Annotated in this window: 19 protein-coding genes; 5 read left to right on the top strand and 14 right to left on the bottom strand. The window is 57.6% G+C overall.

Features of this window, described 5'->3' with window-relative positions; genetic code table 11:
- Window positions 1–225: 225 nt before the first annotated feature.
- The gene (gene djlA, locus V6940_RS12030; protein WP_185668590.1) at window positions 226–1,050 is read left to right on the top strand and encodes a co-chaperone DjlA; all 825 of its coding nucleotides are present in this window, start codon (window positions 226–228) and stop codon (window positions 1,048–1,050) included.
- Between the two features lie 97 nt (window positions 1,051–1,147).
- Here the strand turns inward: djlA and rluA are convergent, their stop codons facing one another.
- The 6 genes from rluA to araB form a co-directional block, all read right to left on the bottom strand.
- The gene (rluA, locus tag V6940_RS12025; protein ID WP_185668589.1) at window positions 1,148–1,807 is read right to left on the bottom strand and encodes a bifunctional tRNA pseudouridine(32) synthase/23S rRNA pseudouridine(746) synthase RluA; all 660 of its coding nucleotides are present in this window, start codon (window positions 1,805–1,807) and stop codon (window positions 1,148–1,150) included.
- 11 nt (window positions 1,808–1,818) lie between these two features.
- The gene (gene rapA, locus V6940_RS12020) at window positions 1,819–4,725 is read right to left on the bottom strand and encodes an RNA polymerase-associated protein RapA (RefSeq protein WP_333496009.1); all 2,907 of its coding nucleotides are present in this window, start codon (window positions 4,723–4,725) and stop codon (window positions 1,819–1,821) included.
- A 132-nt stretch (window positions 4,726–4,857) separates the two neighbouring features.
- The gene (gene polB / locus V6940_RS12015; protein ID WP_333496008.1) at window positions 4,858–7,227 is read right to left on the bottom strand and encodes a DNA polymerase II; all 2,370 of its coding nucleotides are present in this window, start codon (window positions 7,225–7,227) and stop codon (window positions 4,858–4,860) included.
- Window positions 7,228–7,349: 122 nt separating this feature from the next.
- Window positions 7,350–8,045, bottom strand: a complete 696-nt coding sequence (gene araD / locus V6940_RS12010) for an L-ribulose-5-phosphate 4-epimerase (protein WP_333496007.1) — start codon at window positions 8,043–8,045, stop codon at window positions 7,350–7,352.
- Between the two features lie 128 nt (window positions 8,046–8,173).
- On the bottom strand, window positions 8,174–9,676 hold the full coding sequence (gene araA, locus V6940_RS12005) for an L-arabinose isomerase (protein WP_333496006.1): 1,503 nt from the start codon (window positions 9,674–9,676) through the stop codon (window positions 8,174–8,176).
- A gap of 10 nt (window positions 9,677–9,686) precedes the next feature.
- Window positions 9,687–11,393, bottom strand: a complete 1,707-nt coding sequence (araB, locus tag V6940_RS12000) for a ribulokinase (protein ID WP_333496005.1) — start codon at window positions 11,391–11,393, stop codon at window positions 9,687–9,689.
- Between the two features lie 338 nt (window positions 11,394–11,731).
- Between araB and araC the strand changes: the two genes are divergently transcribed.
- A complete protein-coding gene (gene araC, locus V6940_RS11995; protein WP_333496004.1) occupies window positions 11,732–12,577 on the top strand; it encodes an arabinose operon transcriptional regulator AraC in 846 nt (281 codons plus the stop codon).
- A 129-nt stretch (window positions 12,578–12,706) separates the two neighbouring features.
- Window positions 12,707–13,474 (top strand): DedA family protein, encoded by a 768-nt coding sequence (locus V6940_RS11990; RefSeq protein WP_333496003.1) that lies wholly within the window; start codon window positions 12,707–12,709, stop codon window positions 13,472–13,474.
- Window positions 13,475–13,484: 10 nt separating this feature from the next.
- On the opposite strand, the gene thiQ is transcribed toward V6940_RS11990, so the two are convergent.
- The 4 genes from thiQ to sgrR form a co-directional block, all read right to left on the bottom strand.
- Window positions 13,485–14,183, bottom strand: a complete 699-nt coding sequence (gene thiQ, locus V6940_RS11985) for a thiamine ABC transporter ATP-binding protein ThiQ (RefSeq protein WP_333496002.1) — start codon at window positions 14,181–14,183, stop codon at window positions 13,485–13,487.
- Window positions 14,167–15,777: a thiamine/thiamine pyrophosphate ABC transporter permease ThiP gene (thiP, locus tag V6940_RS11980; protein ID WP_333496001.1), complete on the bottom strand. Its 1,611-nt coding sequence runs from the start codon at window positions 15,775–15,777 to the stop codon at window positions 14,167–14,169. The genes thiQ and thiP overlap by 17 nt, the downstream gene beginning before the upstream one ends.
- A complete protein-coding gene (thiB, locus tag V6940_RS11975; protein WP_333496000.1) occupies window positions 15,753–16,736 on the bottom strand; it encodes a thiamine ABC transporter substrate binding subunit in 984 nt (327 codons plus the stop codon). Before thiB ends, thiP begins: the two co-directional genes overlap by 25 nt.
- A gap of 351 nt (window positions 16,737–17,087) precedes the next feature.
- Window positions 17,088–18,743 (bottom strand): HTH-type transcriptional regulator SgrR, encoded by a 1,656-nt coding sequence (gene sgrR, locus V6940_RS11970; RefSeq protein ID WP_333495999.1) that lies wholly within the window; start codon window positions 18,741–18,743, stop codon window positions 17,088–17,090.
- Between the two features lie 98 nt (window positions 18,744–18,841).
- Here sgrR and sgrT point away from each other — a divergent pair, with 98 nt between their 5' ends.
- Window positions 18,842–18,979: a glucose uptake inhibitor SgrT gene (gene sgrT / locus V6940_RS11965; protein ID WP_333495998.1), complete on the top strand. Its 138-nt coding sequence runs from the start codon at window positions 18,842–18,844 to the stop codon at window positions 18,977–18,979.
- Between the two features lie 83 nt (window positions 18,980–19,062).
- Window positions 19,063–20,241, top strand: coding sequence for a sugar efflux transporter (locus tag V6940_RS11960; protein ID WP_333495997.1), 1,179 nt, complete (start codon window positions 19,063–19,065; stop codon window positions 20,239–20,241).
- 145 nt (window positions 20,242–20,386) lie between these two features.
- On the opposite strand, the gene leuD is transcribed toward V6940_RS11960, so the two are convergent.
- The 4 genes from leuD to leuA are packed head-to-tail and all read right to left on the bottom strand — an operon-like array spanning window position 20,387 to window position 25,070.
- Window positions 20,387–20,992, bottom strand: coding sequence for a 3-isopropylmalate dehydratase small subunit (gene leuD, locus V6940_RS11955; protein WP_333495996.1), 606 nt, complete (start codon window positions 20,990–20,992; stop codon window positions 20,387–20,389).
- 12 nt (window positions 20,993–21,004) lie between these two features.
- Window positions 21,005–22,405, bottom strand: coding sequence for a 3-isopropylmalate dehydratase large subunit (leuC, locus tag V6940_RS11950; RefSeq protein WP_333495995.1), 1,401 nt, complete (start codon window positions 22,403–22,405; stop codon window positions 21,005–21,007).
- Between the two features lie 2 nt (window positions 22,406–22,407).
- Window positions 22,408–23,499 carry a 3-isopropylmalate dehydrogenase gene (gene leuB / locus V6940_RS11945; protein WP_185668571.1) on the bottom strand — a complete coding sequence of 364 codons (1,092 nt, stop codon included), beginning with the start codon at window positions 23,497–23,499 and terminating at the stop codon, window positions 22,408–22,410.
- The gene (leuA, locus tag V6940_RS11940; RefSeq protein WP_185668569.1) at window positions 23,499–25,070 is read right to left on the bottom strand and encodes a 2-isopropylmalate synthase; all 1,572 of its coding nucleotides are present in this window, start codon (window positions 25,068–25,070) and stop codon (window positions 23,499–23,501) included. The genes leuB and leuA overlap by 1 nt, the downstream gene beginning before the upstream one ends.
- Window positions 25,071–25,133: the final 63 nt, after the last annotated feature.

Here is a 25,133-nt window from a genome sequence, read left to right as displayed (position 1 = left end):
CGTCATCTATAGCATTGCGGCTTGCAAACGGTCAGAGACTAACGTACTCATCGTGATGACGCTAGTGTTAATGCTCGTCGGCTTCTAAGTTGCATTACCGTAGGCCGCAACGTGAAATTGATCGAGTCTATCCTGCCCGTTCGTGCCAGAGGTGTTATGCACGGCATTGAATGACAGGTATGATAATGCATATTTTAGCCGCTGGCATGACGATTTGGGGAGTATATGCAGTATTGGGGAAAAGTGATTGGTGTGGCCGTCGCTCTGATGATGGGCGGAGGGTTCTGGGGCGTTGTCCTCGGGCTGCTCGTGGGCCACATGTTTGATAAGGCGCGCAGCCGTCGCATGAACTGGTTTGCCAATCAGCAGCAGCGTCAGTCGCTGTTTTTTGCCACCACCTTTGAAGTGATGGGCCACCTGACCAAATCGAAAGGTCGTGTCACCGAAGCGGATATTCATGTCGCTAGTCTGTTTATGGACCGGATGAATCTGCACGGTGAATCTCGTACCGCAGCGCAGCAGGCGTTTCGCGTTGGTAAAGCCGATAACTACCCGCTGCGCGAAAAAATGCGTCAGTTCCGTAGCGTCTGCTTTGGTCGTTTTGATCTTATTCGTATGTTCCTGGAGATTCAGATCCAGGCGGCCTTTGCCGACGGCTCTCTGCACCCGAACGAACGCGACGTGCTGTACGTCATTGCTGAAGAGTTGGGGATCTCCCACGCTCAGTTTGACCAGTTCCTGCGTATGATGCAGGGCGGCGCACAGTTTGGCGGCGGCTATCATCAGCAGTCTCAGGGCGGCCAGGGGGGCGGTTGGCAGCAGGCGCAGCGCGGCCCAACGCTTGAAGATGCGTGTAACGTGCTGGGTGTGAAGCCGAGCGACGATGCTACGACCATCAAACGCGCCTATCGTAAGCTGATGAGCGAACATCACCCGGATAAGCTGGTGGCCAAAGGGTTACCGCCGGAGATGATGGAGATGGCCAAGCAGAAGGCACAGGAAATTCAGAAAGCGTACGAGTTAATAAAAGAACAGAAGGGATTTAAGTAAGGTGTGGTGAGTTGCCGGATGGCGGCTGTCACCTTATCCGGCCTACATTTTTTGTTGTAGGCCGGGCAAGCGTAGCGCCCCCGGCAATGTACGCCAGTTAAAAATCGACCGGCGCCTTAAACGTCATGCTGTTGCCAAACTGCGGATGGGTAATGGTTAACGTCTCCGCATGCAGCTGCAGGCGCGGCGCCATCGCTAACGCTTCGTCGTGGGCATAAAAGCGGTCGCCCAGAATCGGGTGGCCCAGCGCCAGCATATGCACGCGCAGCTGGTGTGAACGCCCGGTAATTGGCTTGAGCTTCACCCGCGCGGTGTTATCCGGCGCATACTCCAGCACTTCATACTCCGTCTGCGCGGCCTTCCCGGTTTCATAACACACCTTCTGCTTTGGCCGGTTTGGCCAGTCGCAAATCAGCGGTAAATCCACCAGGCCTTCCTGCGGCTGCGGGTGACCCCACACGCGTGCCACATACTGCTTTTTCGGCTCGCGCTCGCGGAATTGACGCTTCAGTTCTCTTTCTGCCGCTTTGGTCAGGGCGACGACGATAACGCCGCTGGTCGCCATATCGAGGCGGTGTACGGACTCCGCCTGCGGATAGTCGCGCTGTACGCGGGTCATGACGCTGTCTTTATGCTCTTCCTGACGGCCAGGGACGGACAACAGGCCGCTGGGCTTGTTGACCACCATGATGTGCTCGTCCTGGTAGAGGATCACCAGCCACGGATCCCGTGGCGGATGGTAGTTTTCCATGCCCATAGCGGCTCCGATTACTGGTGAGTGACGACGATAAGACGCAGCGCGTCCAGACGCCATCCCGCCTGTGACAGGCTTTCCATCACCTGCTGGCGGTTGCTTTCAATCGCGGACAGTTCGTCGTCGCGGATGTTTGGGTTCACCGCTTTCAACGCTTCCAGACGCGACAGTTCAGCGCTGAGCTTCTCGTCCGCCTCTTCACGGGCCGCGGTAATCAACGCCTGAGCGGCTTGCTCAATCTGCGCTTCGCCTTTTTGCAGAATGGTATGCACATCCTGCTGTACCGCGTTCACCAGCTTACTGCCGGTATGGCGGTTTACCGCGCTGAGCTGACGGTTAAAGGTCTCAAACTCGACCTGGGCGGCGAGGTTGGTGCCATTCTTATCCAGCAGCATACGCACTGGCGTTGGCGGCAGGAAGCGATTGAGCTGCAGCTGTTTCGGCGCCTGCGCTTCAACCACATAAATCAGCTCGACCAGCAGTGTACCCACCGGCAGCGCTTTGTTCTTCAACAGGGAAATAGTGCTGCTGCCGGTATCACCGGAGAGGATCAGATCCAGGCCGTTGTGAATCAGCGGGTGTTCCCAGGTCAGGAACTGCGCATCTTCGCGGGACAGCGCGACGTCACGCTCGAAGGTCACGGTACAACCGTCTTCCGGCAGACCCGGGAAGTCCGGCACCAGCATGTGATCAGATGGGGTCAGTACGATCAGGTGCTCGCCGCGATCGTCCTGGTTGATACCGACGATATCAAACAGGTTCATGGCGAAGGCGATCAGGTTGGTGTCGTCATCCTGCTCTTCGATGCTTTCCGCCAGCGCCTGCGCTTTTTCACCGCCGTTGGAGTGGATCTCCAGCAGACGGTCGCGCCCCTGTTCCAGCTGGGTTTTCAGCGCTTCGTGCTGTTCGCGGCAGCTCTTGATGAGGTCGTCGAAGCCATCGCTGTTCTCCGGCGCCGCCAGGTAGTTAATCAGTTGGTCATGCACGCTGTCGTAAATGGTACGGCCGGTTGGGCAGGTATGCTCAAACGCGTCCAGCCCTTCGTGGAACCAGCGAACCAGTACCGACTGGGCGGTTTTTTCCAGGAACGGCACGTGAATCTGAATGTCGTGCGCTTGACCGATACGGTCCAGACGGCCGATGCGCTGCTCCAGCAGATCCGGGTTGAACGGCAGATCGAACATCACCAGGTTGCTGGCGAACTGGAAGTTACGGCCTTCCGAACCGATTTCCGAGCACAGCAGTACCTGCGCGCCGCTATCTTCTTCGCCGAACCAGGCGGCGGCGCGGTCACGTTCAATAATCGACATGCCTTCGTGGAACACGGCGGCACGGATGCCTTCGCGCTCGCGCAGAACCTGCTCCAGTTGCAGCGCGGTGGCGGCCTTGGCGCAGATAACCAGCACTTTCTGCGAGCGGTGGCTGGTCAGGTAGCCCATCAGCCATTCTACGCGCGGGTCGAAGTTCCACCAGGTGCCGGTATCGCCTTCGAATTCCTGATAAATCTGCTCCGGGTAGAGCATGTCGCGGGCGCGTTCTTCTGCGCTCTTACGGGTACCCATAATGCCGGAGACTTTAATCGCCGTCTGATACTGCATCGGCAACGGCAGCTTGATGGTGTGCAGTTCGCGTTTCGGGAAGCCTTTCACGCCGTTACGGGTGTTACGGAACAGCACGCGGCTGGTGCCGTGGCGGTCCATCAGCATGCTGATCAGTTCCTGACGAGCGGCTTCTGCGCCGTCGCGATCGCTGTTAGCGGTCTGCAGCAGGGCTTCGATATCCTGCTCGCCAATCAGCTCACCCAGCATGTTCAGTTCGCCGTTGCTGAGCTTGTTGCCTGCCAGCAGCAGGGCGACGGCATCGGCTACCGGGCGGTAGTTTTTCTGTTCTTCAACAAACTGCTCAAAATCGTGGAAGCGGTTTGGATCCAGCAGACGCAGACGAGCGAAGTGGCTTTCCATTCCCAGCTGTTCCGGGGTTGCCGTCAGCAGCAGTACGCCAGGCACGCGTTCGGCGAGCTGTTCAATGGCCTGATATTCGCGGCTTGGCGCCTCTTCGCTCCACACCAGGTGGTGCGCTTCGTCGACCACCATGATATCCCACTCGGCTTCGCACAGGTTTTCCAGACGCTGCTTGTTGCGGCGCACGAAATCCAGCGAGCAGATAACCAGCTGTTCGGTTTCAAACGGGTTGTAGGCATCGTGCTGGGCTTCGGCGTAGCGTTCGTCGTCGAACAGCGCAAAGCGCAGGTTGAAGCGGCGCAGCATTTCAACCAGCCACTGATGCTGCAGGGTTTCCGGGACGATGATCAGTACGCGCTGAGCGGCACCGGACAGCAGCTGTTGGTGCAGGATCATCCCGGCTTCGATGGTTTTGCCTAAGCCCACTTCGTCCGCCAGCAGGACGCGCGGCGCATGGCGACGGCCCACGTCATGGGCGATATTGAGCTGGTGCGGGATAAGGCTAGTGCGCTGGCCGCGCAGGCCGCTCCACGGCATGCGGTACTGTTCACTCTGGTATTTACGCGCGCGGTAGCGCAGAGCAAAGCGGTCCATACGGTCGATCTGCCCGGCAAAGAGACGGTCCTGCGGTTTGCTGAACACCAGTTTGCTGTCGAGCAGCACTTCACGCATCATGACGCCGGTCTCTTCGGTGTCCTGGCGGGTGCCAATGTAGGCCAACAGGCCATTTTCTTCGATAACTTCGTCAACGAGCAACTGCCAGCCTTCATGGCTTGTGATCGTGTCGCCGGGATTAAACATTACGCGGGTCACGGGGGAGTCGCTACGGGCATACAGACGATTCTCTCCGGTTGCCGGAAAGAGTAGGGTGACGGTGCGTGCATCCATTGCAACAACGGTACCAAGTCCCAGTTCGCTTTCTGTATCGCTGATCCAGCGTTGACCAAGTGTAAAAGGCATATGCGTTCGGCTCTATCTTTAATAAATTGCAGGCAATATCCATCCACCACCTTTGAAAGCAGGCGGCGAGTGAATTTGGTCCAGGAATGGAAAGGGCGCTATGGTACTGGATGGCGAGACGTTAGTCACCTGTCAAAATAGACCCAGTTGCCCTGTCACTATTGTAGCAAAATCATCGTCGACAAAGGGGAGAATTCCTTCGGCTACCGGGGCTAATTGTTTCGTCAGGTAGTGGTCGTAATCGAGCGGTGATTGCTGGTAGGCCACGGGTTCCGGGCCGTTGGTGGTCCAGACGTAGCGAATGCTGCCGCGCTGCTGATATTGCTGCGGGCGGCCTAACCGCACGTTGTGCTCATCGGCAAGGCGGGCGGCGCGCACGTGCGGCGGAATATTTTTCTGATATTCCGCCAGTGGACGGCGCAGCTGCTTGCGGTAGACCAGCTGTTCATCGAGCTCGCCCGCCATCAGCTTATCAATGGTTTCAAGGATAAAGTCCCGGTACGGCTCATTGCGGAAAATGCGCAGGTAAAGCGCCTGCTGGAACTGCTGCGCCAGCGGCGTCCAGTCGGTACGTACCGTTTCCAGCCCTTTGTACAGCATCCGCTGTTCGCTGCCTTCCTGAATCATCCCCGCATAGCGCTTTTTGCTGCCGGTATCGGCGCCGCGGATGGTCGGCATCAGGAAGCGGCAGAAGTGGGTTTCAAATTCCAGCTCCAGCGCACTGGTCAGCCCTTTTTTCTGCAGCTCGTCGGCCCACCACGTGTTCACAAAATCGACCAGCGAACGGCCAATTGCCCCAGCTTCTTCTTCGCCATGTGCGCGTTTAAGCCAGACGAAGGTGGAGTCGGTGTCGCCGTAGATCACGTCGTAGCCCTGGGACTCAATCAACGCTTTAGTCTGACGCATGATCGCGTGACCGCGCATGGTGATCGACGACGCCAGGCGCGGATCGAAAAAGCGGCAGGCGCTGGTACCCAGCACACCATAGAAGGCATTCATAATGATCTTCAACGCCTGCGACAGGGGTTTGTTTTTATGCAGCTTGGCTTCATCGCGGGCGTGCCAGATCTGGCTGACGATCCCCGGCAGGCAGTGTTTGTCGCGAGAGAACCAGGCGTCGAGAAAGCCTTCGGTGCTGCGCTGCGTATCCGGATGCGCCATGCCTTCAATCAGCCCAACCGGGTCAATCAGAAACGAGCGGATGATCGACGGGTACAGGCTTTTGTAGTCCAGCACCAGCACGGAGTCGTAGAGGCCGGGTCGTGAGTCCATAACATAGCCGCCGGGGCTCGCCTGCGGTGGCACTTCGCCGAGATTGGGCGCGACGTAGCCGAGGCGGTGCATACGGGGGAAATAGAGGTGGCTGAAGGCCGCCACTGAACCGCCGTGCCGGTCAACCGCCAGTCCGTTGACCGTTGCGCGTTCCAGCAAGAATGGCATGATCTCGGTTTTGTGGAAGATGCGCGTGACCAGCTCGCAGTCTTTGAGGTTATAGGTAGCTAATGCGGGTTTATCTTCGGCGAAACGGCGGTCAATTTCGTCCATTCGATCCCATGGGTTATCGATGGCTTTGCCTTCACCCAGCAACTCCCGAGCGACGTTCTCCAGTGAAAACGAGGTAAAGCTCCAGAAAGCGGATTTCAGTGCGTCAATGCCGTCGATAATCAGGCGACCGGCAGCCTGTGCGAAGAACACGCCGTTCTTAAAGCCGTGCTCACGCCACTCCAGCTCGCTGTTGCCGCGCCCTAATAGCAGCGGCACCCGGTAGCGTTCGGCGCTTTTTTGCAGCACGCGCAGGTCGAACTGCACCACGTTCCAGCCAATCAGTACGTCCGGGTCGTGTTCGGCAAACCAGGCATTGAGCTTTTCCAGCAGCAGCGGGCGGCTGGCGACATATTCAAGATGAAAATCCACCTGCGGCGGCTGCTCAGGTTCTGCACCAAGCATATAGACGGTGCGCTGACCGCAGCCTTCAAGGCCAATGCAGTAAAGCTCGCCGTGGCGGCTGGTTTCGATATCCAGCGACACCCACTTCAGCGGCGGGCGGTACTCCGGGTTGGGCTTCATGCGCGCCTGCGTCAGTATCGAACCGCGCGGCGTGCCTTCCACCCATACCGGCGCGGTAATAAAACGCTCCATCAGGTAGCGCTCTGGCGGACGAATATCGGCTTCGTAAACGGTAATGCCGTTTTCACGCAGCAGTTTTTCCAGCCGCATCAGCTGGCGATGGGCGCGGCAGTAGAGGCCGAAAACTGGCTGACGGTGGAAATCTTTGAGCGTGAGCGGAGCCAGTCGCAGGCCGTTTTCGCCCCGCAGCAGGCGTTCAACCTGCGCGCGCTGAGCTTCGGGGATAAAGGCTACCGATTCCTGCGGCGGCAGCGTGACCTGCAGCGGGCCGTTATCGGTCGCTAGCCAGAAAGCCAGTTCAGTACCCTGCGGGGTATCCCGCCAGTGACGGGTAAGGAGAAAACCTGCTTGGGGCTGGGTCACGCGTGAGCTCATCCATAAAAAAACCAGGCTTGATTATAGCCTGGTTTACGGGAGAGTGCTGGTGGTTTATACAGGGGTTGGTGGTGAGTTCCCGGAGTCGGCTGCGCCTCGTCCGGGCTACAGGCTATCTCCTGCTACTGCCCGTAATAGGCTTTTGCCCCATGCTTGCGCAGATAGTGTTTATCCAGCAGCGTCTGCTGCATATCCGGCAACTGCGGTGCGAGTTGGCGGCAGAAGATGCCCATATAGGCAATCTCTTCCAGCACGATGGCGTTATGTACCGCGTCTTCGGCATTCTTGCCCCAGGCAAACGGGCCGTGGGAGTGCACCAGCACGCCGGGCATCTGCGCCGGGTCGATGTCATTCTCGCGGAAGGTTTCAACGATCACCGCGCCGGTTTCCCATTCGTAGTCGCCGTTGATCTCCGCGTCGGTCATCAGGCGCGTGCAGGGCACCGAGCCGTAGAAATAGTCCGCGTGGGTGGTGCCGGTTGCCGGGATGGATTGTCCCGCCTGTGCCCAGATGGTCGCGTGGCGGGAGTGGGTATGGACAATGCCGCCGAGCGTGGGGAATGCCTGATACAGCAGGCGATGAGTCGGGGTGTCCGAGGACGGTTTTTTATTGCCTTCAACCACTTCACCGGTTGCCAGGCTCACTACCACCATATCCTCGGCGGTCATCACGCTGTAATCGACGCCTGAGGGTTTGATAACCAGTACGCCGCGCTCGCGGTCGACGGCGCTGACGTTGCCCCAGGTCAGAGTGACCAGATTGTGTTTTGGCAGCGCCAGGTTGGCTTCCAGCACCTGGCGTTTGAGTTCTTCTAGCATGTTTTGCTCCGAGTCTGAATTTCCCTCACCCCGGCCCTCTCCCGGAGGGAGAGGGGAAAGGCGAATATGTGGGCGATCGGTTCCCTCTCCCCTTGGGGGGAGAGGGTTAGGGTGAGGGGAAAATCGGCTTAACGTTTGAACCCGTAATACACTTCATTCCAGCGCAGCGCGTCTTTGAACGCTGGCAGGTGGGTGTCGTTGTCGATGACGGCAATTTCGATATCGTGCAGTTCAGCGAACTGGCGCATATCGTCCAGCGTCAGCGCGTGGCTGAACACGGTGTGGTGTGCGCCACCGGCCAGGATCCACGCTTCTGAGGCGGTTTCCAGATTCGGATGGGCTTTCCACAGCGCATTGGCTACCGGCAGTTTCGGCAGGTCGTGCGGGGTTTTCACCGTTTCGATGGTGTTAACCAACAGGCGATAGCGGTCGCCGAGGTCGATCAGGCTGGCGACAACGGCCGGGCCGGTCTGGGTGTTGAAGATAAGACGCGCAGGGTCCGCTTTACCGCCAATGCCCAGATGCTGCACATCAAGCAGCGGTTTTTCCGCCACGGCGATGGACGGGCACACTTCCAGCATGTGCGAGCCGAGCACCAGGTCGTTACCGCCGTTGAAGTGGTAGGTATAATCTTCCATAAATGAGGTGCCGCCCTGTAGACCGGTCGACATCACTTTCATAATGCGAAGCAGGGCGGCGGTTTTCCAGTCGCCTTCGCCGGCAAAGCCGTAGCCTTGCTGCATCAGGCGCTGCACGGCGAGGCCTGGGAGCTGCTTCAGGCCGTGCAAATCTTCAAAAGTGGTGGTGAAGGCGTGGAAACCGCCTTCTTCCAGGAAACGTTTCATCCCCAGTTCGATGCGCGCCGCGTCCAGCACGTTCTGGCGTTTGTCGCCATGGACTTGGGTGGCAGCGGTGAAGCGGTAGCTGCTTTCGTATTCGTCGATTAGCGCGCTGATTTCACCGTCGGTCACGGCGTTAACCACCTGCACCAGGTCGCCGACCGCCCAGGTGTTGACGGAGAAACCGAACTTAATCTGTGCCGCCACTTTATCGCCGTCGGTTACCGCCACTTCACGCATATTGTCGCCAAAGCGGCACACTTTCAGTTGACGGGTATCCTGTTTAGACACGGCCTGGCGCATCCAGGAGCCGATACGCTCGTGGGCACGTTTATCCTGCCAGTGGCCGGTGACCACGCTGTGCTGCTGACGCATACGTGCGCCAATAAAGCCGAACTCGCGGCCGCCGTGCGCGGTCTGGTTCAGGTTCATAAAGTCCATATCAATGCTGTCCCATGGCAGAGACGCGTTGAACTGGGTGTGGAACTGCAGCAGCGGTTTGTTAAGGATGGTCAGGCCGTTGATCCACATCTTCGCCGGAGAGAAGGTGTGCAGCCAGACGATCATTCCCGCGCATTTGTCATCGTAGTTCGCATCGCGGCAGATGGCGGTGATCTCATCCGGGCGCGTACCCAGCGGTTTCAGCACCAGTTTGCACGGCAGCTTCGCTTCGGTATTTAAGGCTTTGACGACCTGCTCCGCGTTTTGCGTTACCTGGCGTAGCGTTTCCGGCCCGTACAGGTGCTGGCTACCAATGACAAACCACACTTCATAATTATCAAAAACGGTCATAGTCGTATCCTTAATGAGTCAGGGCTGCCTGAGAAGCCGCGGATTTTTCCGCGGATGCAGCAGGGAGATAGTGTTGTTCGGCGCTCTCGGCCCACTGCAGGTAGCGCTGATAAAGCGCTTCAAAGCGCTGCGCCTGCTGTAGTCGCGGCTGTAAGGTGTGTTCGACGCGGCTGGCCATTTGTTGCTGGGCCGCCGGAATATCGCTATGTACGCGTGCGGCAACGGCGGCGAAAATGGCCGCGCCCAGCGCACAGCATTGGTCAGAGGCGACAATTTGCAACGGACGGTTCAGAACGTCGCAGCAGGCCTGCATGATGACGCGGTTTTTACGGGCGATGCCGCCCAATGCCATCACGTTGTTGACCGGAATACCTTGCTCGGTGAAGCACTCCATAATGGCGCGGGCGCCAAAAGCGGTGGCGGCAATCAGCCCGCCGAACAGCGCCGGGGCGTCGGTGGCGAGGTTAAGATCGGTGATCACCCCTTTCAAACGCTGGTTGGCGTTCGGGGTACGGCGGCCATTAAACCAGTCGAGAACCACCGGCAGATGGTCGAGCGACGGATTGTTGGCCCAGGCTTCTGTCAGGGCTGGCAGCAGCTGTTTCTGGCTGGCTTTGATCTGCTCTTTCAGCTCGGGGTGCTGCGCGGCAAGCTGTTCCAGCGGCCAGCCGAGCACGCGGCCAAACCAGGCGTAGATGTCGCCGAAGGCGGACTGGCCCGCTTCCATGCCGATAAAGTTCGGTACTACGCTGCCGTCAACCTGGCCGCAGATGCCTTTTACCGTGCGGCTGCCGACGCTATTTTTGTCGGCAATTAAGATGTCGCAGGTTGAGGTGCCGATAACTTTGACCAGCGCATTGGGTTGAGCACCTGCGCCAACGGCGCCCATGTGGCAATCGAATGCGCCGCCGGAGATCGCCACTTTGGTGGAAAGCCCCAGACGTTCGGCCCAGTCGGCGGTCAGGTTGCCGACAGGAATATCCGCCGTCCAGGTTTCGCTAAATAACGGGCACGGCAGATGTTGATTCAGAATAGGGTCGAGCTCATCGAAGAACGCCGCAGGCGGCAGGCCGCCCCAGCTGTCGTGCCACAGCGACTTGTGCCCGGCGCTGCAGCGGCCGCGGCGAATATCCTGCGGGCGAGTGGTGCCGGAGAGCAGGGCTGGAATCCAGTCGCACAGCTCAATCCACGAAGCGGCAGCCTGCGCCACCGCGCTGTCTTCGCGGGTAACGTGCAGGATTTTGGCCCAGAACCATTCGCTGGAATAAATGCCACCAATATAGCGGGAGTAGTCTTCTTTGCCCGGCTGGTGGCACAGGCGGGTGATGGCTTCCGCCTCTTCTACTGCGGTATGGTCTTTCCACAGTACGAACATGGCGTTCGGGTTATTGGCGAACTCCTCTTTGAGTGCCAGCACGTTGCCGTCGGCATCAATAGGCGCGGGCGTTGAGCCGGTGCTGTCGACGCCAATGCCGACCACATCAGCACGTTGTGCGCTGGAGAGTTCGGCCATTACGCCCTTTAGCGCGGCTTCCATCGATTCGATATAGTCGCGCGGATGGTGGCGAAAACGGTTATTTGGCGCGTCGCAGAAACGCCCTTCCTGCCAGCGTGGATACCATTCGACGCTGGTCGCGATCTCTTCGCCCGTCGCACAATCTACCGCCAGGGCACGGACTGAGTCACTGCCAAAATCGAGGCCAATTGCGATTGCCATCGTGTTACTCCATCTCAAAGAATACGTGATAGTGAAACAGTAGATATCCCCGCTAAAAACCGTCAGGCTGGAACCGCTAATCTTATGGATAATCTTGCTGTGACCATTCAAAGTGTGACGCCGTGCAAATATTCAATGTGGACTTTTCTGCCGTCTTTATAGACACTTTAGTTGTTACCCTGAAGAGGACAGATTCGCGGATTTGCTCTCTGAATGCCTTGTTCATCAAGGGGTGTCTGAAGCAAGGCCGACATTGCTCCTGGCGCATGCTGGGGATAACGCTAAAAAGCCGAATATGGATAATTGGTTTCTTCTGAGATAAGCGAGAGCGAGCAGCCATGGCTGAAATGCAAAACGATCCCCTGCTACCGGGCTATTCATTTAACGCCCATCTGGTCGCGGGCTTAACGCCGATTGAAGCCGGTGGCTATCTGGATTTCTTTATCGACCGTCCGCTGGGCATGAAGGGGTTTATCCTCAACCTGACAGTGCGTGGTGAAGGGGTGATAGAGAATCAGGGCAAACAGTTCGTCTGCCGGCAGGGTGATATGTTGCTGTTCCCTCCGGGGGAGATTCACCACTATGGCCGCCATCCGGACGCCAGCGAGTGGTATCACCAGTGGGTCTACTTCCGTCCGCGCGCCTATTGGCACGAGTGGCTCAACTGGCCAGCCATCGTCGCGCAGACCGGTTTTTATCGCCCGGATGAAGCGCATCAGGCGGAGGTTTCCGAGCTGTTTGGCAAGATTATCGACGCCGGGCAGGGCATCGGGCGCTACTCTGAGCACCTGGCGATTAACCTGCTGGAGCAGCTGCTGCTGCGCCGCATGGAAGCCATCAATGAATCGCTGCACCCGCCGATGGACAACCGCGTCCGCGATGCCTGCCAGTACATCAGCGACCATCTTGCCGATAGCCATTTCGATATCGCCAGCGTGGCGCAGCACGTGTGCCTGTCGCCGTCGCGCCTGTCGCACCTGTTCCGCCAGCAGCTTGGTGTGAGCGTGCTGAGCTGGCGCGAGGATCAGCGCATCAGCCAGGCCAAGCTACTGCTCAGCACCACGCGTATGCCTATCGCCACGGTAGGGCGCAACGTTGGCTTTGAGGATCAGCTCTATTTCTCCCGCGTATTTAAAAAATGCACCGGCGCGAGCCCCAGCGAATTTCGCGCGGGGTGTGAATAAAAAGTAAAGAAAAGGAAATGCGGTGTGTTGGTTTTTGTCTTTGCCAGTAAACTCTAAAGACAATTGAAGGCTTGACGATGGGGGAGACGGTCTGGAGAATCCCTGCTTCGTTTTCAAACCGGACACACTATGCAAGCACTGCTGGAACACTTTATTACTCAGTCCACGACCTATTCACTGATTGCGGTGGCGCTGGTGGCGTTTCTGGAGTCTCTGGCGCTGGTCGGGTTGATTCTGCCGGGTACCGTAATGATGGCGGGGCTGGGCGCGCTTATCGGCAGCGGTGAGGTGAATTTCTGGCAGGCGTGGATGGTGGGCATTATTGGCTGTCTGCTGGGCGATTGGGTCTCTTTCTGGCTGGGCTGGCGCTTTAAAAAGCCGCTGCACCGCTGGTCATTTATGAAGAAAAACAAATCCCTGCTGGATAAAACCGAGCATGCGCTGCATCAGCACAGCATGTTCACCATTCTGGTGGGGCGCTTTGTCGGGCCGACGCGGCCGCTGGTGCCGATGGTTGCCGGTATGCTTGATCTGCCGGTTTCTAAGTTTATTACCCCCAATATTATTGGCTGCCTGCTGTGGCCGCCGCTCTACTTCCTGCCGGGGATTCTCGCCGGTGCGGCAATCGACATTCCTGCGGATGAGCACAGCGCAAGCTTTAAATGGCTGCTGTTGGCGGCGGCGCTGCTGCTGTGGCTGGCGGCGTGGCTATGCTGGCGCTTATGGCGCAGCGCAAAAGAGAATCACGATCGTCTGAGCGCGCTGTTAACGCGCCAGCGCTTGCTGTTGCTGGCACCGCTGATGCTGGGTGTGGGCGTGGTGGCGCTGGTGAGCGTAATTCGTCACCCACTGATGCCGGTGTATATCGAGATTTTGCGTAAGGTGGTGGGGTTGTGATGTGTGAACATCACGCACGAATGCCGAGCAGCGCGGACGCGCTCGCTTTCCCGCTCAATAATTTCTGCGTATCCCCGTCCCAGGCAATACGTCCTTCCGCAACCACCATCGCGCGCGGCGCAATGCTTGCTGCATCCTCTACGCTGTGTGAAACCATCAGCAGGGTTAAGTTTTGTCGCTGACACACTTCATCAACCAGCTGCAGCATCTCCTGTCGCAGCGCCGGGTCGAGCGCCGAAAACGGTTCGTCCAGCAGTAGAATCGGCTGCTGGCGCACCAGACACCGTGCCAGTGCGGCGCGTTGACGTTGCCCGCCGGAGAGTTCTCCGGGCAGCCTGTCCAGCATCGACTCAATGCCCATCTGCCCGGCAATCACCTGTAACTTTCGCACTTGTTCAGTGGTGAGCGACAGGCGCGGACTCATGCCCAGCCCAATGTTCTGACGCACGGTCAGGTGGCTAAAGAGATTGTTTTCCTGAAACAACATCGATACCGGGCGCTGCGACGGTGGCGTATGGGTATGTATCCTGCCTTCGAGCATCAGCGTACCGCTGGCGGGCGTCAGAAAGCCGGCTATCAGGTTGAGCAGCGTCGATTTTCCCGCGCCGCTGGGGCCGAGAATAGCCACTTTTTCGCCCCGGGCAATCGAGGTGCTAAAGCGCATCGGCAGGTGCTGGTAAAGCCAGGTGACATCATTCAGTTTTAGCATGGCGTCCGGGTAACTTTTCAATAACGGTGAACAGCAGGAAGCAGAGCAGCAGCAAAATCAGCGCGGTGACCGCACCGTCCTGACTGCGGTAGGCGCCGATTTGCTGATAGAGATAAAACGGTAACGTACGGAAATTCTCATTGCCGAACAGCGCGACCACACCGAAATCACCAATCGACAGCACGCAGGCAAAAGCCAGCGCCTGCGCCAGCGGGCGTTTCAGGGCACGCAGCTCAACCACCTTCAGGCGATTAAAGCCAGAAAGCCCCAGTGACTCGCACAGGATGCTGTAGCGGGCGGTAATATCGCGCATTGGCGTTTCCAGCACCTTGAGGGCATAAGGTACCGCCATCAGGGCGTTGGTGAAAATCACAATGCCGTCGGCGGAGTCGGGCAGGCCAATGGTATTGTTGAGTAGCAGGAAGAAGCCGGTCGCCAGTACGATACCCGGCATCGCGAGGATCAGCATGCCGCTTAGCTCCATCGCCTGCCCGGCGAGCGGCTGGTTGCGGGCGCGCAGCTCGCGGCTGCTCCACAACAGCATCATGGTCAGCACCACGCAGATAACCCCAGCGGCAATGGCGATACGTAACGAGGTGCCCAGCGCCTGCCAGAGTACCGGTTGGGTAAAGACCTGCGACATTGACGGATTGACTCCGTCAATCACCACTGCCAGCAGCGGGGGGAGCAGCAGCAGTAAAGTGAGAAGAATCAGCACGGAGTCAGCTATCCGGCTGTGCCAGCGGTCGTCCGGGTCGCGCCAGCCGTGAACGTGGCTGTTGCCGACGGCAATCGCCCGGCTTAATCGTTGGCTTAACAGCACCAGCATCAAACAGCAGCCCATCTGAATCAGCGCCAGCATCGCTGCGCGCGCCGGGTCGTAATCAAAGTTCAGCGACTGGTAGATAGCCAGCTCGATAGTCGTCGCGGAAGGCCCGCCGCCAAGTGAAAGTACGGTGGCAAAGCTGGCGAAGCAGAGCATGAAAATCAGCGTGGCGATGGGCAGAATTTGCCGGCGCATCCACGGCCATTCCACCAGACGGAAGAACGGGTAGCCGCGCATCCCCAACTGGGCAGCAAGCTGGCGCTGCTCGCCGGGAATCTGCTCCAGCGCCTGTAATAGCAGGCGGGTCGCCATTGGCATATTAAAGAAAACGTGCGCTAGCAGAATACCCTGCAGGCCGTAGGGCGAGAAGCGCCACTGCCAGCCAAGCCAGGCAAAAAGCTGGGCCAGCCAACCCTGACGTCCGTAGACGCTCAGGATACCGAAGACGGCGACCAGTACCGGCAGAATCAGCGTCATGGCGCACAGTCGCAGCAGCAGCGTACGGCCAGGAAAACGTCGGCGGTAGAGAGACCGGGCGAGGAAAATGGCGGGTACAACCGAGAGCAGTGCTGACAGGAACGCCTGCCAGAAGGAGAAGCGCACCACGTGCCACAGATAGCTATCGCCGAGTAGCGTTGACCACGACGTTTCCGGCGCGTTCAACCACAGCGCCAGAAACGCCGCCAGTGCGACGGCAACCATCAGCGTGGTTGCCGTCAGCCCAGGATACAGCCAGCGGGGGATTAGCGGCTGGCTGCGCGAAGCCATGCGTTAATCCAGGTTTGACGTTCGGTAGCCACCTGCTGAGGGGTAAACTCCAGCGCGGTTTGCGGTTTCACCAGACCATTAAAGCCTTCTGGCAGGGTGACGTTGGTCACCGGGTACATCCAGTTGCCGGTGGGAATGGTGTTCTGGAAGGCCGGGGAGACCATAAACTTCAGGAACTCATCTGCCAGCTTCTGCTGTTTGCTGGCTGCGGTTTTCGCCGCCACTTCAACCTGCAGGTAGTGGCCTTCGCTAAAGTTCGCCGCCGCGTAGTTGTCTTTCTTCTCGTCGATGATGTGGTACGCCGGAGAGGTAGTGTAGCTCAGCACCAGGTCACTTTCTCCTTTGAGGAACAGACCGTAGGCTTCGCTCCAGCCTTTGGTGACGGTGACCGTTTTCGCCGCTAGCTTCTGCCAGGCCTCCGGCGCTTTGTCGCCGTAGACTTTTTGCATCCACAGCAGCAGGCCGAGACCCGGCGTGCTGGTGCGTGGGTCTTGATAAATTACGCGCCATTTCTGATCGCTCTCGACCAGTTCCTTCAGACTTTTAGGCGGGTTCTTCAGTTTGTTTTTGTCATAGACGAAGGCGAAGTAGCCGTAGTCGAACGGTACGAAGGTGTCGTTGTTCCAGCCGCCCGGGACGGTAACGTCGGTGGTAGACACATTGCTTTTGGCAAACAGTTTGGTGTCGGTTGCCGCCTGCAGCAGGTTGTTATCCAACCCCAGCACCACATCGGCTTTGCTGTTTTTGCCTTCCATGCGCAGGCGGTTGAGCAGCGAAACGCCGTCTTCCAGCGCTACGTACTTCAGCTCGCAGTTGCAGTCGGCTTCAAACGCTTTTTTCACCGCCGGGCCCGGGCCCCAATCAGCGGCAAAAGAGTCATAGGTATAGACGGTCAGTACAGGCTTGGCGAGGGCCGGAGCGGCAACCAACACCAGCAGGGGGAGTAATTTTTTGAGCACTTTGCACCTTTATAAAATGGTGGCAAAGGATTTTGAGTTAGCCTCAAATCCCTTCGCCGGGATTATCCGGATCAGGTTCGACGGGTATCTCTCAGCCCATACACTTCATCCTTCGCGCTGTCTCTGCGTTGGCTACGCTCGCTCGCCCCAGTCACATAGTTATCTATGCTCCTGGGGACTCACTCACTTGCCGCGTTACTCGGCTTCCAGCCTCGCCCCTTTGGGGCCAGCGCTAGCGCTGTTCAAAACGCTAAAGCGTTTTGTGATACAGCACGAATGATTTTGTGTATGTTTATCAGCACCCCGTTGAGAACGGCACATTGTAATGATTACGTGAATAAATCAAAAGCCTTAAGGATCCGGCGGTGCAAACCAGGCGGATTTAAAGTCAAACCAGCCCAGGGTGTTCATGCGAACGCCGCGCATACTGCGCTGGCCCTGTAGCATCAGCCAGTGGTGAATCAGCGGCACAATGGACTGATTTGCCAGCAGACTTTGGCACCAGTCGGGCAGTGAAAGCTCTCCTTCGCGCCAGCGCTGCGCGTCCTGCTCCCAATCGATGGGAATACAGTGGCGGATCAGCGGCACTTCATAAAGGTAGGCAAAGATCGAGAAATCGAGCGGCAGCGTAAAGTTGGCGCTGTTCAGCCAGATATCGCTGACCACTTCACCGCGATGCCACTCGTCGTAATCCACTTCCTGAATAACTAGTCTGACCTGATGGGCCGCCAGCAGCGCCTCCATGATCTGACCGATCGTCCGGTGTTCAACGTGATCGCGGTAGTAGGTGAGGGTGACCGACTCAAGACCTGCCGGTTTTTCACATGCGTGGCTACGGGCATGGTGCCAGCGCGGCAGCAGGCCGTAGGCCGGGAACCAGTGGCTCTGGTGCTGCTCGCCCGCGTGATACAGCAGGTTGTTCGGGTGGAAAATGTGGCTCAGCCACTGGCGTACAGCTGGGTTGTTGCCGCGCGAACTGCGCGCATCAAACAGCAGATAGTAGCAGCCCTCTTCGAGGCGGCTTTCTACCGCCTTCTCGCTCTGGGTGGTGCCCTGAAGCGTCAGGCCGCCGTTCGGCTCATCGCTGATTTCCGGCAGTACCCAGACGTTCACTTCGTCAATCAGCGCCCGAAAACCGAAATAGTCATCAAACGCATGAATCTTCAGCTGGTTTTGATTGTTGCGGGCGACGGCATACGGCCCGGTACCCACCGGCATGCGCGAGAAGTCGCTGAGCGATTGCCATTCGCGCGGCAGGATCATCGCCGATACCTGGCCCAGCAGCCACGGCAGCCAGCGGTCGGGTTCGCTCAGATGGACATCGAGCGTCCAGGCGGTAGGGGAATGAATGCGCGTGATGTTGGAAAAGAGCGGCAGCGTCATGCTGCGATGCAGCGAACTGATAACGTCGTCCATCTCCAGTTCGCGACCGTGATGAAAATGAATGCCGGGACGTAGGTAAAAACGCCAGTGTAATGGGGATAAGGCCTGCCAATGGTGCGCAATATCCGCTTCCAGTTCCCCATTTACCTCATTTACCCGGGTCAGCGCACTGAAGATTTGCCGCGCAATATGGGTTTCCGAGCGCCGGAGCGCCGTTCCCGGCAGCAAATTGCGCATCGGGCGATAGTAAAGCACTCGCAGAATATGCCGCCCCTGACGGAAGCTGCGGCCCAGATGCGATACCAGCATCTGTCGTACCGCGGCCTTGTCACCGACCAGCTGTACCAGTTGATCGATCCTGTCCTGCTCGAGCAGATCTTCTGCGCGCTGCTGTTGAAGGGCTAACCCGGTATAGAGGAAAGTTAGCTTAGAGCGCTTGCCACGCCCGGCTTCCGCCTCCCAGGTCAGCCATCCCCGCGCCTCCATGGTGTTCAAAAGCGTGCGCATATGGCGACGAGAGCAGCTGAGCAGCTCGGCCAGTGAGTTGAGCGTGGTCTCCTGCGATTTTCCCTCGCAGCACTGCCATAAACGGATGAACTGCTGCTGTAATCGACCTGAAGGCATAAAAGGGGAACTCCTGATAAAAACTCAGCAATTTATTAATCCCTATATTAAGCCAATAATTGATTTCGATGAAGCGAAGGGGAAATGAGGAGGTCACCATGTATCAGTTCTACCAGCGTTATTTCTCTGCTACCAAAAATGTTTCCTGGCTGGCCCGTCAGGCGACCGCACAGCGGCTTGAAGTGCTGAACTATCTGATGCAGTGGGAAGTTACGAACCCGACCTCTGATTATTAATTCGCCTAATCATGTGTGACTGAGTATTTGCCAGCAGGTATCATCTGCTGGCTTTTTTTTATTCTTTCGCGAAAGGATCTCTGATGCTCTGGTTAATGACGATGGGACGACGTCTCAACGGTGTGTATGCCGCCTTTATGCTGGTGGCCTTTATGATGGGCATAGCGGGGGCGTTGCAGGCGCCGACGCTGAGCCTGTACCTCAGTCGAGAAGTCGGTGTGCAGCCATTCTGGGTGGGGCTGTTCTATACCGTCAACGCCATCGCCGGGATCGTCGTCAGCCTTGGGCTGGCAAAACGATCCGATAACCGGGGCGATCGGCGCAAGCTGATTATGTTCTGCTGCCTGATGGCGGTGGGCAACGCGCTACTTTTCGCCTTCAACCGCCACTATCTGACGCTGATTACCTGCGGCGTACTGCTGGCCTCGATCGCCAATGCTGCGATGCCGCAGTTGTTCGCGCTGGCGCGTGAATATGCCGATAGCTCGGCGCGTGAAGTAGTGATGTTCAGTTCGGTAATGCGTGCGCAGCTCTCGCTGGCGTGGGTGATTGGCCCACCGTTGGCCTTTATGCTGGCGCTCAACTACGGTTTTACCGCCATGTTTTCTATTGCTGCCGTCATTTTCGTCATTAGCCTGACGCTGATTGCCCTGACGCTACCGTCGGTAGCCAGAGTCGAACAGCCCGCCGATGCGGTGCAGAACCAGATTAGCGGCTGGAAAGACAGCAACGTGCGGATGCTGTTTATCGCGTCGACGCTGATGTGGACCTGTAACACCATGTATATCATCGATATGCCGCTATGGATCAGCAGCGATCTCGGCCTGCCGGATAGTCTAGCGGGGATCCTGATGGGGACGGCAGCGGGGCTGGAAATTCCGGCGATGATCCTGGCGGGTTACTACGTGAAGCACTTCGGCAAGCGGCGAATGATGGTAACGGCGGTGGCCGCCGGAGTGCTGTTCTACGTAGGCCTAATCTTTTTCCATAGCCATACGTCGTTGCTGGTGCTCCAGCTGTTTAACGCGGTGTTTATCGGCATTGTCGCCGGGATTGGTATGCTGTGGTTCCAGGACCTGATGCCGGGTCGTGCGGGAGCGGCGACTACGCTGTTTACCAACAGCATTTCAACCGGGGTGATTCTGGCGGGGATTATTCAGGGGGCGCTGGCGCAGAGCTTTGGCCACTTCTCGGTGTACTGGGTGATTGCCGGGATTTCGCTGGTGGCGCTGGTAATGACCGCGCGGGTGAAGGACGTTTAGTCTGGAGCCGTCCTGGCGTCGCTGCGCTCGGCCGGGCTACGCCGGATGGCGGCGTAAACGCCTTATCCGGCCTACAATTGGCACGCGTTTGTAGCCCGGACAAGGCGCGAAAGCGCCGCCTCCGGGGAGGCAGCGGCGTTACGGATTACTGCATAAACGCTGGTTGCTTGTTTTCGTAAGCAGAAATAGCGTCTTCATGCTGCAGCGTCAGGCCAATGCTATCCAGCCCGTTCAACATGCAATGGCGGCGGAAGTCGTCAATTTTAAAGCTGTAGGATTTCTCCCCCGCCTTCACTACCTGTGCTTCCAGATCCACTTCAAACGTAATGCCCGGGTTGGTTTTCACCAATTCAAACATTTCGTCGACCTGCGCATCGCTCAGGGTCACTGGCAGCAACTGGTTGTTAAAGCTGTTGCCGTAGAAAATATCGGCAAAACTTGGGGCAATCACCACTTTAAAACCGTAATCGGTCAGCGCCCACGGTGCGTGTTCGCGTGACGAACCGCAGCCGAAGTTTTCGCGCGCCAGCAGAATGGAAGCGCCTTTAAACTCAGGGAAGTTCAGTACGAACTCTGGGTTCGGCTGCTCGCCTTTGTCGTCCAGGAAGCGCCAGTCGTTAAACAGGTGTGCGCCAAAGCCGGTGCGGGTCACTTTCTGCAAAAACTGCTTTGGAATGATGGCATCGGTATCGACGTTCGCGGCATCCAGCGGCACCACCAGTCCCGTATGTTGGGTAAATTTCTCAGCCATGATGGTGTTTCCTTATTTCAAGCTACGAATGTCGGCGAAATGGCCGGTTACCGCGGCCGCTGCGGCCATAGCCGGGCTGACCAGGTGAGTACGACCGCCGCGGCCCTGACGGCCTTCAAAGTTACGGTTGCTGGTAGAGGCGCAGCGTTCGCCTGGGTTCAGACGATCGTTGTTCATTGCCAGGCACATGGAGCAGCCCGGCAGACGCCATTCAAAGCCCGCTTCGATAAAGATCTTATCCAGACCTTCGGCTTCCGCCTGCGCTTTCACCGGGCCGGAGCCAGGTACAACCAGCGCCTGTACGCCTGGGGCGACTTTACGGCCTTTGGCGATTTCTGCCGCCGCGCGTAAATCTTCAATACGCGAGTTGGTGCAGGAGCCGATAAACACTTTATCAATCGCGACGTCGGTCAGCGGAATGCCTGGCTTCAGGCCCATATAGGCCAGCGCTTTCTCGGCGCTGGCGCGCTCTACCGGATCGTTAAAGGAGGCAGGGTCCGGAATATTATCATTCACGGAGATAACCTGGCCTGGGTTGGTGCCCCAGGTCACCTGCGGCGCAATGTCTTCCGCTTGCAGGGTGACTACGCTGTCGAAGGTGGCACCATCGTCGGTTTTCAGGGTCTGCCAGTAGGCAACCGCCTCGTCGAAATTTTTGCCTTTTGGCGCATGCAGACGGCCTTCCACGTAATTGAAGGTGGTCTGGTCCGGCGCCACCAGGCCCGCTTTCGCGCCCAGTTCAATCGCCATGTTGCACAGCGTCATGCGGCCTTCCATGCTCAGGTCACGGATAGCCTGACCGCAGAACTCGACCACGTGGCCAGTGCCGCCTGCGCTGCCGGTTTTACCGATAATCGCCAGCACGATGTCTTTGGCTGTGATGCCCGGCGCCGCTTTGCCGTTCACTTCAATCTTCATGGTTTTGGCGCGACCCTGTTTCAGGGTCTGGGTTGCCAGCACGTGTTCCACTTCGGAGGTGCCGATACCGAACGCCAGTGCGCCGAATGCGCCGTGCGTCGCGGTATGGGAGTCGCCGCAGACGATGGTCATGCCTGGCAGGGTCACGCCCTGTTCTGGCCCCATGACGTGCACGATGCCCTGATACGGGTGGTTCAGGTCATACAGCTCAACGCCAAACTCGTTGCAGTTCTTAATCAGCTCCTGCATCTGGATGCGCGCCATCTCGCCGGAGGCGTTGATGTCTTTGGTCTGCGTAGAGACGTTGTGATCCATGGTGGCGAAGGTTTTACCCGGCTGGCGCACCGGACGGTTGTGCGCACGCAGGCCGTCAAACGCCTGCGGTGACGTCACTTCATGCACCAGGTGGCGGTCGATGTACAACAGCGGCGTTTCGTTTGGCGCTTCATAAACCACGTGAGCATCAAACAACTTTTCGTATAAGGTCTTCGCCATGATTACACCCCTTCGGCAACATAGCGGGCGATGATGTCGCCCATTTCATCGGTACTGACTGCCGCGGCACCGCGAGCTAAATCACTGGTCCGTACGCCTTCTTCCAGCGCGCGGTTAATGGCATTTTCAATGGCAGTCGCCGCGTCGTTGGCGTCCAGGCTGTAGCGCAGCAGCAGCGCCAGAGAGAGGATTTGCGCAATCGGGTTGGCGATGTTTTTGCCAGCGATATCCGGCGCGGAGCCACCGGCAGGTTCGTACAGGCCAAAGCCTTCTTCGTTCAGGCTGGCAGACGGCAGCATGCCCATAGAGCCGGTGATCATCGCGCATTCGTCGGAGAGAATGTCGCCGAACAAGTTGGAGCACAGCACCACGTCGAACTGCGACGGGTCTTTAATCAGCTGCATGGTGGCGTTGTCGATGTACATGTGCGCCAGTTCAACGTCGGCATACTCTTTGCTGATTTCGCTGACGATTTCGCGCCACAAAATGGAGGACTGCAGCACGTTGGATTTATCGATTGAGGTCACTTTGTGACGGCGTTTACGTGCAGATTCAAACGCGATACGGGCGATACGTTCGATCTCAAAACGGTGATACACCTCGGTATCAAACGCTTTCTCGTGCTGGCCACTGCCTTCGCGACCCTTCGGTTGACCGAAGTAGATACCGCCGGTCAGTTCACGGACACACAGGATATCGAAGCCGTTAGCGGCGATATCAGCGCGCAGCGGGCAGAATTCTTCCAACCCCTGATACAGCTTCGCTGGACGCAGGTTGCTGAACAGCTTGAAGTGTTTACGCAGCGGCAGCAGCGCGCCGCGCTCTGGCTGCTGGTTCGGCGGCAGGTTTTCCCATTTTGGGCCGCCCACGGAGCCAAACAGAATCGCATCCGCCTGGTCACAGCCGTCAACGGTTGCTTTCGGCAGCGGTTCGCCATGACGATCGATGGCGATGCCGCCCACGTCGTAATGGCTGGTGGTAATGCGCATATCAAAACGTTGACGCACGGCTTCCAGTACTTTCAATGCCTGTGTCATGACTTCCGGGCCAATACCGTCACCTGGTAACACAGCAATATGGTAATTCTTCGACATTACACGGTTTCCTTGTTGTTCTCGTTATTCTTAATTTTGCGTTGCAACTCTTTTTCGACTTCTGCGGCGCGCCAGATGTTGTTCAGCACGTGAACCATCGCTTTGGCGGAGGATTCAACGATATCCGTTGCCAGACCGACGCCGTGGAAGCGACGACCGTTATAGTTAACGACGATATCCACCTGACCCAGCGCGTCTTTGCCCTGGCCTTTGGCGTTCAGGTCGTATTTCACCAGCTCAATGTCGTAGCCGGTAATACGGTTAATCGCCTGATAAATCGCATCAACAGGGCCATTACCGTTAGCGGCTTCGGCTTTGGTTTCTTCACCGCAGGCCAGCTTCACGGATGCGGTGGCGATGTCGCTGGAGCCTGACTGCACGCTGAAGTAATCCAGGCGGAAATGCTCTGGCTCTTCCTGCTGTTTGTTGATGAACGCCAGGGCTTCCAGATCGTAATCGAAGACCTGGCCTTTTTTGTCCGCCAGCTTCAGGAATGCGTCGTACAGGTGGTCCATGTTGTAGTCGGTATCTTTGTAACCCATCTCTTCCATGCGGTGCTTCACGGCGGCACGGCCAGAGCGGGAAGTCAGGTTCAACTGCACCTGGTTCAGACCGATGGATTCCGGCGTCATGATTTCGTAGTTTTCGCGGTTCTTCAGCACGCCATCCTGGTGGATACCGGAAGAGTGGGCGAACGCGCCGGTGCCGACGATAGCTTTGTTGGCCGGGATCGGCATGTTGCAGATCTGGCTGACGGTCTGGCTGGTACGCCAGATTTCGTTGTGGTTGATAGCGGTGTGCACGTTCATAATGTCTTTGCGCACCTTAATCGCCATGATCACTTCTTCCAGCGAGCAGTTACCCGCGCGCTCACCGATACCGTTCATCGCGCCTTCAACCTGACGAGCGCCCGCATGGACCGCAGCCAGAGAGTTACCGACCGCCATGCCCAGGTCGTCATGGGTGTGAACGGAGATAATCGCTTTATCGATGTTTGGCACGCGTTCGTACAGGCCGGTAATAATATTGGAGAATTCAAACGGCAGGGTGTAGCCGACGGTGTCTGGAATGTTGATGGTGGTCGCACCAGCGTTAATCGCGGCTTCTACTACGCGCGCCAGCTGGTCAATTGGGGTACGACCGGCATCTTCACAGGAGAATTCAACGTCGTCAGTGTAATTACGTGCCCGCTTAATCATATAGATTGCGCGTTCGATGACTTCATCCAGCGTACTGCGCAGCTTGGTGGCGATATGCATCGGTGAGGTGGCAATAAAAGTATGAATACGGAACGCTTCGGCTACCTTCAATGACTCGGCGGCAACATCAATATCCGCCTCTACGCAGCGAGCCAGCGCACAGACGCGGCTGTTTTTAATGTTGCGCGCGATGGTCTGTACCGATTCAAAATCGCCCGGAGAAGAGACCGGAAACCCGACTTCCATCACGTCAACGCCCATACGCTCGAGAGCAAAGGCAATCTGCAGTTTCTCTTTCACGCTCAGGCTTGCCTGTAATGCCTGTTCACCATCACGTAAGGTCGTATCAAAAATAATGACTTGCTGGCTCATGGTTTAGGTCCTTGGTTAACTTGGGGCGCCTTGCTACGAGCATAAAAAAACCCGCGCAGCGGC

Origin of the sequence: Kluyvera sp. CHPC 1.251 (assembly GCF_036759945.1) — a bacterium.
Lineage (GTDB): Bacteria > Pseudomonadota > Gammaproteobacteria > Enterobacterales > Enterobacteriaceae > Kluyvera > Kluyvera sichuanensis.
Note: the sequence above shows the minus strand (reverse complement) of the source record. Positions and strands in the feature narration are given on the sequence as shown.

What these genes read in the sequence shown, in the direction of transcription:
- djlA (WP_185668590.1), top strand. Translation starts at nt 226, where the DNA reads ATGCAGTATTGGGGAAAAGTGATTGGTGTGGCCGTCGCTCTGATGATG.
- rluA (WP_185668589.1), bottom strand. Translation starts at nt 1,807, where the DNA reads ATGGGCATGGAAAACTACCATCCGCCACGGGATCCGTGGCTGGTGATC.
- rapA (WP_333496009.1), bottom strand. Translation starts at nt 4,725, where the DNA reads ATGCCTTTTACACTTGGTCAACGCTGGATCAGCGATACAGAAAGCGAA.
- polB (WP_333496008.1), bottom strand. Translation starts at nt 7,227, where the DNA reads ATGAGCTCACGCGTGACCCAGCCCCAAGCAGGTTTTCTCCTTACCCGT.
- araD (WP_333496007.1), bottom strand. Translation starts at nt 8,045, where the DNA reads ATGCTAGAAGAACTCAAACGCCAGGTGCTGGAAGCCAACCTGGCGCTG.
- araA (WP_333496006.1), bottom strand. Translation starts at nt 9,676, where the DNA reads ATGACCGTTTTTGATAATTATGAAGTGTGGTTTGTCATTGGTAGCCAG.
- araB (WP_333496005.1), bottom strand. Translation starts at nt 11,393, where the DNA reads ATGGCAATCGCAATTGGCCTCGATTTTGGCAGTGACTCAGTCCGTGCC.
- araC (WP_333496004.1), top strand. Translation starts at nt 11,732, where the DNA reads ATGGCTGAAATGCAAAACGATCCCCTGCTACCGGGCTATTCATTTAAC.
- V6940_RS11990 (WP_333496003.1), top strand. Translation starts at nt 12,707, where the DNA reads ATGCAAGCACTGCTGGAACACTTTATTACTCAGTCCACGACCTATTCA.
- thiQ (WP_333496002.1), bottom strand. Translation starts at nt 14,183, where the DNA reads ATGCTAAAACTGAATGATGTCACCTGGCTTTACCAGCACCTGCCGATG.
- thiP (WP_333496001.1), bottom strand. Translation starts at nt 15,777, where the DNA reads ATGGCTTCGCGCAGCCAGCCGCTAATCCCCCGCTGGCTGTATCCTGGG.
- sgrR (WP_333495999.1), bottom strand. Translation starts at nt 18,743, where the DNA reads ATGCCTTCAGGTCGATTACAGCAGCAGTTCATCCGTTTATGGCAGTGC.
- sgrT (WP_333495998.1), top strand. Translation starts at nt 18,842, where the DNA reads ATGTATCAGTTCTACCAGCGTTATTTCTCTGCTACCAAAAATGTTTCC.
- V6940_RS11960 (WP_333495997.1), top strand. Translation starts at nt 19,063, where the DNA reads ATGCTCTGGTTAATGACGATGGGACGACGTCTCAACGGTGTGTATGCC.
- leuD (WP_333495996.1), bottom strand. Translation starts at nt 20,992, where the DNA reads ATGGCTGAGAAATTTACCCAACATACGGGACTGGTGGTGCCGCTGGAT.
- leuC (WP_333495995.1), bottom strand. Translation starts at nt 22,405, where the DNA reads ATGGCGAAGACCTTATACGAAAAGTTGTTTGATGCTCACGTGGTTTAT.
- leuB (WP_185668571.1), bottom strand. Translation starts at nt 23,499, where the DNA reads ATGTCGAAGAATTACCATATTGCTGTGTTACCAGGTGACGGTATTGGC.
- leuA (WP_185668569.1), bottom strand. Translation starts at nt 25,070, where the DNA reads ATGAGCCAGCAAGTCATTATTTTTGATACGACCTTACGTGATGGTGAA.